The 10548-nt window shown below is 30.0% G+C and carries 9 protein-coding genes, 2 tRNA genes and 1 other RNA gene; 10 read left to right on the top strand and 2 right to left on the bottom strand.

The window, feature by feature from the left end:
* Nucleotides 1–19: 19 nt before the first annotated feature.
* The 6 genes from ABXT52_RS05315 to ABXT52_RS05290 all read left to right on the top strand — a co-directional run bounded on the left by ABXT52_RS05315 (nt 20) and on the right by ABXT52_RS05290 (nt 5711).
* Complete coding sequence (locus tag ABXT52_RS05315; RefSeq protein WP_415271531.1) at nt 20–481, top strand: GatB/YqeY domain-containing protein; 462 nt, start codon at nt 20–22, stop codon at nt 479–481.
* A gap of 108 nt (nt 482–589) precedes the next feature.
* Nucleotides 590–2257, top strand: coding sequence for a DNA primase (dnaG, locus tag ABXT52_RS05310; RefSeq protein WP_415271530.1), 1668 nt, complete (start codon nt 590–592; stop codon nt 2255–2257).
* 66 nt (nt 2258–2323) lie between these two features.
* Nucleotides 2324–4147: an RNA polymerase sigma factor RpoD gene (gene rpoD / locus ABXT52_RS05305; RefSeq protein ID WP_415271529.1), complete on the top strand. Its 1824-nt coding sequence runs from the start codon at nt 2324–2326 to the stop codon at nt 4145–4147.
* 71 nt (nt 4148–4218) lie between these two features.
* Nucleotides 4219–5469 carry an O-antigen ligase family protein gene (locus ABXT52_RS05300; RefSeq protein ID WP_415271528.1) on the top strand — a complete coding sequence of 417 codons (1251 nt, stop codon included), beginning with the start codon at nt 4219–4221 and terminating at the stop codon, nt 5467–5469.
* Nucleotides 5470–5493: 24 nt separating this feature from the next.
* Nucleotides 5494–5568 (top strand) — tRNA-Val (locus tag ABXT52_RS05295).
* Nucleotides 5569–5634: 66 nt separating this feature from the next.
* Nucleotides 5635–5711: transfer RNA gene (locus ABXT52_RS05290), tRNA-Ile, on the top strand.
* A 20-nt stretch (nt 5712–5731) separates the two neighbouring features.
* Here the strand turns inward: ABXT52_RS05290 and ABXT52_RS05285 are convergent.
* Complete coding sequence (locus ABXT52_RS05285; protein WP_415271527.1) at nt 5732–6325, bottom strand: MlaC/ttg2D family ABC transporter substrate-binding protein; 594 nt, start codon at nt 6323–6325, stop codon at nt 5732–5734.
* 13 nt (nt 6326–6338) lie between these two features.
* Nucleotides 6339–7124 carry a VacJ family lipoprotein gene (locus ABXT52_RS05280; protein WP_415271526.1) on the bottom strand — a complete coding sequence of 262 codons (786 nt, stop codon included), beginning with the start codon at nt 7122–7124 and terminating at the stop codon, nt 6339–6341.
* A gap of 69 nt (nt 7125–7193) precedes the next feature.
* Here ABXT52_RS05280 and ABXT52_RS05275 point away from each other — a divergent pair, with 69 nt between their 5' ends.
* From ABXT52_RS05275 to ftsZ, 4 genes are all read left to right on the top strand, one after another.
* Entirely contained in the window at nt 7194–7937 is a 744-nt protein-coding gene (locus ABXT52_RS05275; RefSeq protein ID WP_415271525.1) for an N-acetylmuramoyl-L-alanine amidase, read from the top strand.
* Nucleotides 7938–7979: 42 nt separating this feature from the next.
* An RNA gene (gene rnpB / locus ABXT52_RS05270) (RNase P RNA component class A) lies at nt 7980–8335 on the top strand.
* 255 nt (nt 8336–8590) lie between these two features.
* Entirely contained in the window at nt 8591–9058 is a 468-nt protein-coding gene (mraZ, locus tag ABXT52_RS05265) for a division/cell wall cluster transcriptional repressor MraZ (protein ID WP_415271524.1), read from the top strand.
* Between the two features lie 2 nt (nt 9059–9060).
* Nucleotides 9061–10548 carry a cell division protein FtsZ gene (ftsZ, locus tag ABXT52_RS05260; RefSeq protein ID WP_415271523.1) on the top strand — a complete coding sequence of 496 codons (1488 nt, stop codon included), beginning with the start codon at nt 9061–9063 and terminating at the stop codon, nt 10546–10548.

The following is a 10548-nucleotide window of genomic DNA, read 5'->3' as shown; positions in this document are numbered from 1 at the left end:
CAGTAGATTAAAAAATATTATGACATTGAAAGAAAAAATTGAAACTAACTATAAAAATTCTCTAAAATCAAAAAATAAGGTTGAAATCTCAACCTACAGGTTAATTTTATCTGGCATAAAAGACCTTGATATTATCAATCGATCTGGCGCCAACATTAAAGAAACAGATGATGAAGATATTAAAAAACTTTTAAAGAAAATGATTAAGCAAAGAACCGAATCAATAGAGATCTATAAAAAAAATGAGAGAATGGATTTGTTAGAAGTTGAACAAAATGAATTTGACCTTTTGTCTAGTTTTTTACCACAACAGTTAAACGATGAAGAAACTAAAAAAATATGTGTTGATACAATAAGTAAATTGGGTGCTGCATCAATTAAAGACATGGGTAAAGTAATGGGTGAATTGAAAAAGTCATACCCTGACAATCTAGATTTTGCTAAAGCTGGACCTCTGCTTAAAGAACTACTGAATAAATAATGAAATACCCAAAAGAGTATTTAGACGAAATTAAAACTCGTTTAAAGGTTTCAACGGTTGTATCGAAGTCTGTCAGTCTAAAAAAAAAGAGGTAAAGAATTTGTAGGCTTGTCACCCTTTAAAACTGAAAAAACACCTTCATTTACGGTTAATGATGAGAAAGAATTTTATCATTGTTTTGCAACATCAGAGCATGGAAATATTTTTGATTTTGTAATGAAAACTCAAAATTTGAAATTTGGAGAAGCGGTAAAATCATTAGCAAACCTTGCAGGTATGAGACCTTATACGTTTTCAAAACAAGATGAAGAACGTGAAAAAAATTGGCAAGAATACTGCTCAATCTACAATCAATATGTTCAATTTTATCATGATGAAATTTTAAAAAATGAAAGCTTAACTATTGCAAGAGACTATTTAAAAAAAAGAAACCTTAGTAAAGATGAAGTTAAAAATTTTAAAATAGGGTTTGTTGAAAGAAACTCTAATTTTTATGAAAAATTAAAAGATGAATTTAGTGAAAAAGTTTTAGTTGAAAGTGGTCTTTTTTATTTAGATGACAAAAAGAATACCTACATTGAAAGATTTCGAGATAGAATAATATTTCCAATTAATAACATTTCAGGTCAACCTATTGGATTGGGAGGAAGGACGATCCAAGAAAATAGCTATTCAGCAAAATATATTAATTCTCCTGAAACACCTTTTTTTAAAAAAGGTTCTAACTTATATAATTTAGATTTAGCTAGAAGATTATCTAATAAAATAGATCATGTATATTTGGTTGAGGGGTATATGGATGTGGTTGGCTTAAGTAAAAATGGAATTGAGAATGTTGTAGCTAATCTTGGAACTTCTTTAACGGATAGACAAATTTTAATGCTTAACCAATTCTTTGAAGACATCATTATTTGTTTTGATGGTGATGAAAGTGGATACAAAGCAGCAGTTAGAGCGGCAGAAAATTCAATTAAAGAGCTACAACCAGAAAAACAAATTTCGTTTCTTTTTTTGCCAGATGGAGAAGACCCTGATAGCTATGCAAATAAAAATGGTAAAGCAAACTTTATTGATTTTACCAAACAAGCTAAAATTTCAATTCATCAGTTCATATTTAACCATTATAAACAGCAAACTGATAACAATCCTTCATCAATGGCAATTTTTGAAAAAAAATTAAGAGCTATTGCTGCAACTATTAAAGATGATTTTATAAAAAAATATGTACTAGAGTTTTTCTTGGAGAAAATTTCATCTTTAACTCCACATAGCAATGTGGGAAAAAAACAATTTTATACTAAAAAAGTTAAATCATTACAGTCTACTCAAAAACACTTTAACGAAAGTAAATTATTGAGTGGTGTGGAACTTAAAGAGTTCTCATTACTTTATTTGGTAATGAATAATTTAGATTTATTTCAAGAAAATATTCACATGATTGAAAATATAAATCTATTTAGTGAAGAAAATAAATTAATTCTTGAAACCTTGATAATCAAACTAAAGAGTGGAGAAAAACTTACCTTAAATCAAATTCCAATCGATCCTCAATTAACTGAAAAGATTTTTAAATTTGCTTCAATAAAACATATTCTAAATAATCACCAAAATGATCAGAATAAAATGTTTGAATTATTAGAGGAAGTCACTAGAGACCTTAAAAACTATGATTTAGAGTTTAGGATTGAAGAGCTCGAGTCGAAGTTTTCTAAAGATTTAAGTGAAAGTACTTTCAATGAAATAAGAGAGCTAAAAAAACAAAAAAACATCAATTAAATCCCTCAAAAAATACGTGGATTTTTCTCAAATTGGGTTTATATAAGTCATCTCAGATATACTATTGTGGAAAGAATAATTACAAAATCATTTGCTAGACTTATGGGTCGTGGAACCCATAGAGGATTTATAACTTTTGACGAGTTAAATAAATCATTAGGTAAAAGAAATCTTTCAGATGAAAATTTAGAACAAGCTTTCATGCACATTCTTGATGAGACTGTAGCATTGGTTGAAAAAAAATCTGATTTTAAAGTTTTGAGAAAAAAAGAAGGCTCATCTAAAGAAGAAGGTAAGACTATTGAAAAAAGTGATGATCCTATAAGAATGTATTTAAGAGAGATGGGTGGAGTAGAACTCTTGTCTCGTGAAGGTGAAATTGCAATTGCAAAAAGAATAGAGGCTGGAAAAGATGTAATGCTTATCGCATTAGCACAAAGCCCAATTACTGCACAGCAATTTGTAGAGTGGGATGAAAAACTTCAAAGTGATGAAATTTTAGTTAGAGAAATTATTGATATTGATACTAACTACATGGAAGACGAAAATACAGGTCCAAGTGCTAAACAAAGAAATTCTGGTGAAACCGATAAGAATACCGAAAATAATGGAGATGATGATGAGTTTAATCCAACGCTTGCAGCAATGGAAACTGAAATCAAACCAAAAGTTTTAAAAACTGTAAACACCTTAACAAAAGAATATGCAAAATTAATTAAGTATCAAAAAGAAAAACTTGATTGCATTTTAAACGCAGTAAGTTTCTCAGCTGCTAAAGAAAAAGGACATGATAAAATTGTAAATGATATTTTAGAAAATATTAAATCATTACAATTGTCACCCTCTGTACTAGAAGAATTGGTTCAAAAGCACTATGTAGAAAATAAAAAAATTGTTTCACTAGAAGGAAATCTTTTAAGACTGGCGATGGATCAAAAAATTCCAAGAAATGAATTTATCAAATTTTATATAGGTAATGAAATAAATCCAAATCTTAAAAAGTTTTTAGATACTAACCCCATGTGGAAGCAGTTTTTTTCTAAAAATAAAGATGAATTTAAAAACATAAGAGAGAGATTAATTGAGATTAGTCATAAACTTGGAATTTCAGTCACTGACTATAAAAAAATAGTTAGCCGAGTTCAAAAAGGCGAAAAAGAATCTAGAATTGCTAAAAAAGAAATGGTTGAAGCAAACTTAAGATTGGTAATTTCAATTGCAAAAAAATATACAAATAGAGGACTTCAATTTTTAGATCTTATTCAAGAAGGAAATATTGGGCTTATGAAGGCAGTAGACAAATTTGAATATAGAAGAGGTTATAAGTTTTCAACATATGCTACTTGGTGGATCAGACAAGCTATCACTAGATCTATTGCTGACCAAGCTCGTACAATAAGAATTCCAGTCCACATGATTGAAACTATTAATAAAATTGTCAGAACCCAAAGATTAATTTTAAGTGAATTTGGTAGAGAAGCTACACCCGAAGAACTAGCGCAAAAATTAAGAATGCCTTTAGACAAAGTTAGAAAAGTTTTAAAAATATCAAAAGAACCGGTGTCTCTTGAAAAACCAGTTGGAGATGAAGAGGACAGTAGTTTGGGTGATTTTATTGAAGATACAAAAGCATTAGCACCTTTAGAACAAGCTATTAAGTCAAATTTAGGTGAAGCTACGACTAAAATTTTATCAACTTTAACACCAAGAGAAGAAAGAGTTCTTAGAATGAGATTTGGTGTTGGAATGAATACAGACCATACTCTCGAAGAAGTGGGTCTTCAGTTTTCTGTAACAAGAGAGCGTATTAGACAGATAGAGGCTAAAGCTTTAAGAAAATTAAAACACCCAAGCAGATCCAAACAGTTAAAAAGCTTTCTAGAGAGCTAAGCAAACTTATTTATTTAAATAACATGGATCTTATTTATTTTTAAAATCTAATAGAGTATTAAATTAATTAAATGAACAGTAAAATTCTTAATTATTATTTCCTTTTCTTATTTTCTTTTATACCCGCATCAATAATTATTGGACCAGCTATTTCACTGGTGAATATTCTACTAATTGACATTTCGTTTATTTTCTTAATATTTTACAAAAAAGATTTTAAGTTTTTATCCAATAAAACCATAAAACTTATAATATTACTTTGTTTATATTTGGTTTTTAATTCCATTGTTGCAAAAGATTTTTCAATAAGTGCTAATAGAAATTTAGGTTTTATTAGATTTGGCATACTATTTTTAGCATTCAATTATTTTTTTTATAACAAAAGTTTTATTAATAGAGTTTTGATTGTATGGATAACCACTTTATTCATTTTATCTTTAGACACTTACATCGAAAGTTTTTTTGGTCAAAATATTCTGGGTTATGGTGAAAAACATGGTCGAAGGATAGTTAGTTTTTTTAAAGATGAGCCAATTGTGGGTGGATACATTAATGGATTTTATTTAATTATAATTGGGTATTTGTTTTATATAAATAAAAATACCTCAAATAAGTACAAGTATATCATTTTAATTTTTTCTATATTTTTTATCACTGCAATAATTTTAACAGGTGAAAGGTCTAATGCAATTAAAGCTGTTTCTGGTTTTTTTTTATTCTATTTTTTTAATGATTTTTTTAAATTCAAAGAAAAAATATTTTCAATTTTATTATTAATTTTAATATTTGTCTTTTTGTTTAATACCTCTAATTTTTTAAAATTAAGGTATGGAGGTCAATTTTTTAAACCAATAATTTCAGTTTTTCAGGTCAATAATGAGTTAAATAAACAAAATAAACTTAAAGATAGCCTTTATATTCGTCTTTACCAATCTGGATTTGAGGTTTTTAAAAAATATCCAGTTTTTGGAGTGGGGAATAAAAATTATAGAGTAGAGACATGTTCAACTGAAAAAAATAGCAAATACTTTTGTAGTACCCATCCACATCAAATTTATTTCGAGTTTTTGTCTGAACATGGGTTGGTAGGAAGTATGATCTTACTTTTTATTTTGTTTAATTTAATCGTCAGTAAAATTAGGATTATTATTAATTCTAATAATTCCCTTCAATTAGGCTGTTTAATTTTTTTAATTACCTCATTTATCCCCCTTTTACCTAGTGGAGCTTTTTTTGCTGATTATAATTTAACTATTTTCTGGGTGAATTTATCCATCATGTATTCAATTGGAGAAAAAACAAATGTATATACATCTAGTTAAATATTAATTAATACACTTACTTGTGGGACTGTAGCTCAATAGTAGAGTACTGCATTGACATTGCAGGGGTAGTTGGAGCGTAACCAACCAGTCCCACCATTTTCATTATTTTTTACCTATGCTAGACATTGGTTACATTATAATATAATTAAAGTTTAATTTTTAGGGCCTGTAGCTCAGTTGGTTAGAGCAGTACACTCATAATGTATTGGTCCCAGGTTCGAGTCCTGGCGGGCCCACCAAAAATTATTTTAAAAGATTATTATTTAATAAATTCTTTTAAAGTAGAAAAAAGAGCGTTGATATCTCCGTCACTACCCTGAATGATAGAAGAGAATTCTTCCTTTTGAGTTCTAGCTAGACTTAAACCCTCAATAATTAGATCTCTGATTAAAGGGTTTTCTGGATTTTTTGTATAAATTCTCCAATCAATTTTAACTTCAGGTCTTTGTTCTGTTCCAACTAAAATACTAGATACCATTGTATAATTTTCATTTAATTTTTTTTTAGACACAACTTCAATCTCTGGGTTTGAATATTCAGCTAGTCGACTAGAAAAGCTTTTTAAAAAATATTGTTTAAAAAGTATCTTATATTGATTTATTTCATCGTCACTTATACTTTTTCTATATGCCCCCAAGGTGTAAGAACCAATACCACTGATATCAACTGTTTCAGTTGCAATCTCTTTTAGCTTTTCTATTTTTTCTTCTTTTGAAAATTTGTTACTTAATGCTTCTGAAGCTCTGTTCACTGTAGACTGAACAAACACATCTGGTTCTACTGAATATGAATGATTAATGCCAATTAAGTTAATTACAACGAAGGTAAATATTAAAAACTTTTTTAATTTCATTAAGTTTTTTAATTTATTGAGTTTCTATTACTTCCCAATCACTATCGTTTTGAGTTTCAATTACCACTTTGGAGTTAGCTATTTTTTGTTGCCTATCTTGCAAATACAAGCTTCTAACTGAAGCATAAAAATCTAGAGAGTTTTTTTCTAAGTTTTCAAAAGAATCTATATTTTTTGCTCTAAAATCTATTCCTGCACCAACTCTTGATGTCCAATAATCAAATTCAGAAAAATATTGTGTGTCATTAGCTGCAGTAACGTTATACCAAGCATCTCCTCCCAATACGTTTGCAAATGATCCAACTGTATCCCTAACTGTAGATGGTCCTAAAACAGGTAAAACCACATAACATCCCCCACCAACACCCATCACACCAAGTGTTTGACCATAATCCTCTTTTTCATATTCTGGAAAACCAATTTTTTCTGCTACATCAAATATTCCAACTACACCAACGGTAGTATTAACAACGAACCTACCTGTATTAACACCAGCTTTTTTAAATTCACCTTGAAGGATATTGTTTGGTATTGTTACGAGCGTAGAAAGATTGTCTAAAGCGTTGCTTGTTCCAACTCTTACTGGAGAAGGTAATACTCTATAAGCTTTTGCTATAGGTTCAAAAATAACACCGTCTAGAACTTGGTTAAGTTTAAATGTTGCTCTATTCACAGTTTCAAAACAATCTTTAATTTTACCAGAATTTTTTTTAGAAAGGTTGTTTTCACCATCTGTGTCAGCACTAACGTTTGTTGCTAACATTATGCTTATTAATGAAGATATTATAATTTTTTTCATTATCATATGATTATATATTATATATAATTCTAATGTAAATCATGAATTAGCTCTAAATATGACCCAAAAATGGCTTTAAAAGTAATACCTAACTATTCTCCAAACTTTAACTCAAAAAAAAGAACTTCAAAGCAAATCAAATTTATTATTTTTCATTATACTGGGATGAAAAACGAATCTGATGCTTTAAGCAGACTGACAGATATACAATCTGAGGTTAGCTGCCATTATTTAATTAAGAATAATGGAGTGATTGTGAAAATAGTGCCTGATTTATATATTGCATGGCATGCGGGAAAATCTTCATGGAAGAATTATAAATCCTTAAATCATAACTCTATTGGAATTGAAATTACAAACCCAGGTCATGAACATGACTATAAAAAATTTAAAAAAAAACAAATCATTTCTCTTTTAAAACTAACTAAACTTTTAATAAAAAAATATAAAATTAATCCTAAAAATATTTTAGGACACTCAGATATAGCCGTACAAAGAAAAAAAGATCCCGGAGAAAAATTTCCCTGGGAGTATTTATCTAAAAATAAAATAGGGATATGGCATAGGCTAAATAAGCAAGTGTTAACAAAAAATAGAAAACTTAAAACAAACAAGGAAGAAGTAAACTTTTTCTTTAATAATTTACTTAAGATTGGATATTCAAAAAAAAACAGAAGAGATATAAATAAAGCTATATATCTAAGAAAATTAGCAAAAACTTTTCAAAGAAGATTTAGACAGGAGTTGGTTGATGGTAAAATTGATCAAGAATGCCTGCTTATTAGCAAAAATCTTATTAAAGCATATAACTAAATTTTTCTTGAAGTTCTTTAGTTTAGTAATAAATTAAGACTGCTAGATGAACGACTTATTGCTTTAATTATTTTAAAGAGGAAAGTCCGGGCTCCGCAAAGACACAGTGCCAGGTAATACCTGGCGGGGGAAACCCTAGGGATAGTGCCACAGAAAATATACCGCCATAACATGGCAAGGGTGAAAAGGTGTGGTAAGAGCGCACCGGTTCTATTGGTAACAATGAACGCTGGAAAACCCCACTGGGAGCAAGACTAAGTAGAGATGACATTGTTGCAAAACTAAAAGCCGTCTTTGGCTAGTCATCAGGGTTAGTTGCTTGAGCTTAAGAGTGATCTTAAGCCTAGAGAAATAATAGGTTTAAATGACAGAACCCGGCTTATAGTTTGTCTAGCAAACTTATACACAAGTAGCTTTTGTCAAGTTGAAGAATGTTCACCTTTTGATTCATATTTGAATCATCTCTGTTCTTATTTTTAGCTTTTAAATTGTATTGAATTAAAACTAAAAATTGATTTAAGACTTAATGTAGATACACAAAAGTATTCATAATCATTGCCAAATAAGTCTAAAATCAACATATTGACACTATGTCCAAAACCCCATATTGTCCCATATATTCCCATATATGGAATTTATGAAATATAAAAAATATGTTTTTATCTACTTACGAGAACAAAATAGACAAAAAAGGAAGAGTTTCTGTGCCTGCTAGTTTTAGATCTTATCTTTCTAATTTAGGGTACAATGGGGTTATCTGTTATCCTTCATTTAATAATCAATCTATTGAAGCCTGTGCACAAGATAGAATAGAAAAACTCTCTGCAAGTATAGACTCACTTAGCCCATTTGAAGAAAAAAGAGATTATTTTGCAACATCAATTTTATCTGAGAGTATGAATTTACAATTCGATAGTGAAGGTAGAATTTCATTATCAACAAAATTATTAAAACATGCAAAAATAAAAAACAGCATGTTATTTGTTGGTCAGGGTCAAACATTCCAAATATGGGAACCAGCTGCATTTGAAAAATTTAAGGTCAACGCAAGAAAGAAAGCAAACATTAATCGAGCAGGCCTTAAATGGGAAAAACATTTTAATAACAATGAGGGGAAATAAAAATGACAATTAACTTTAGAGCGCCAGAGATAAAAGAATTACAACCACGATTATTAGTTTTAGGAGTTGGTGGAGCAGGTGGAAATGCAATTAATGAAATGATTGACAATGGTCTACAAGGTGTAGAGTTTATTGCAGTTAATACTGATGCTCAAGATTTAAAGTTAAGTAAAGCAAAAGCACGAATTCAAATAGGGTTAAATTTAACTAAAGGCTTAGGTGCTGGAGCAAAACTTGATATTGGTCAAGCAGCTGCAGATGAATCTTTAAATGAAATTGTAAATACTCTTCAAGGTGCAAATATGGTTTTTATTACTGCCGGTATGGGCGGTGGAACTGGAACAGGCGCAGCACATGTTATTGCAAGAGCTGCCAAAGAATTGAATATTTTAACAGTAGGTGTTGTTACACTTCCTTTCTTATATGAAGGACCCTCAAGAATGAGAAGAGCCCAACAAGGTCTTGAAGAATTAAGAAAACATGTAGATACAATTATTGTAATTCCAAATCAAAACTTATTTAAAATTGCAAATGAGCAAACTACATTTGAAGAATCTTTTAATCTTTCAAATAATGTCTTAATGCATGGTGTTCAAAGTATAACTGATCTTATGGTTAGACCTGGTCTGATCAATTTAGATTTTGCTGATGTTGAAACTGTAATGGCATCTATGGGTAAAGCGATGATGGGTACAGGAGAAGCTGAGGGAGAAGGTAGAGCGTTAAAAGCTGCCGAGCTAGCAATAAGTAATCCTTTAATTGATGATTATACGTTAAAAGGTGCAAAAGGTTTATTAGTGAATATTACTGGCGGTAAAGATCTAAAACTCTTTGAGGTTGATGAAGCTGTTAATAAAGTAAGAGCTGAAGTTGACCCTGAAGCAGAATTGATTATAGGCGCGATCACATCTAGTGAACTTGATGGTAAAATGAGAGTATCTATTGTTGCAACAGCATTAGATGGACAACAGCCAGAAAGTAAATCTGTCATCAATATGGTTCACAGAATACAAAATAGAAATCCTGGCTATTCTGATTTTGGAAATGTAGGTTCAGCCCAATCATTTAACTTTTCACCTTCAATGACTAGCCCCATTTCAAATGGAGCAAATGCATTAAAGTTAGAAAATGAAATAATTGCAGAACCAGTTACAAATACTGCATCACCAGAAATGATGAATGAACAAACTGCTACCAATCAAGAGGTTGAAAGTATTGTTGAAAATAATCAATCAAATGATTATGAGCAGTCTTTTTTAGAGGAAGCCCTTACAACTGCTCAGCCTAAAGTAAACAGCTCAATAGAGGAAGATCACGTTTCTAATGGACTTGAAAACTTTGGTGTAGAAGGTGAAGAGGCTCCAGATCTATTTAGTTCGGATAGCACAACTTCAGAGACAGAAGGATTTTTATCAGCTGAAATTTCAGAAAATACGTCAGAGGATGATGATCTAGAAATTCCAGCATTTTTAAGAAGACAAAAGAATTAA

The organism is Candidatus Pelagibacter sp. Uisw_121 (genome assembly GCF_047722545.1).
GTDB lineage: Bacteria > Pseudomonadota > Alphaproteobacteria > Pelagibacterales > Pelagibacteraceae > Pelagibacter.
Note: the sequence above shows the minus strand (reverse complement) of the source record. Positions and strands in the feature narration are given on the sequence as shown.

What these genes read in the sequence shown, in the direction of transcription:
- ABXT52_RS05315 (WP_415271531.1), top strand. Translation starts at nt 20, where the DNA reads ATGACATTGAAAGAAAAAATTGAAACTAACTATAAAAATTCTCTAAAA.
- ABXT52_RS05300 (WP_415271528.1), top strand. Translation starts at nt 4,219, where the DNA reads ATGAACAGTAAAATTCTTAATTATTATTTCCTTTTCTTATTTTCTTTT.
- ABXT52_RS05285 (WP_415271527.1), bottom strand. Translation starts at nt 6,325, where the DNA reads ATGAAATTAAAAAAGTTTTTAATATTTACCTTCGTTGTAATTAACTTA.
- ABXT52_RS05280 (WP_415271526.1), bottom strand. Translation starts at nt 7,124, where the DNA reads ATGAAAAAAATTATAATATCTTCATTAATAAGCATAATGTTAGCAACA.
- ABXT52_RS05275 (WP_415271525.1), top strand. Translation starts at nt 7,194, where the DNA reads ATGGCTTTAAAAGTAATACCTAACTATTCTCCAAACTTTAACTCAAAA.
- mraZ (WP_415271524.1), top strand. Translation starts at nt 8,591, where the DNA reads ATGTTTTTATCTACTTACGAGAACAAAATAGACAAAAAAGGAAGAGTT.
- ftsZ (WP_415271523.1), top strand. Translation starts at nt 9,061, where the DNA reads ATGACAATTAACTTTAGAGCGCCAGAGATAAAAGAATTACAACCACGA.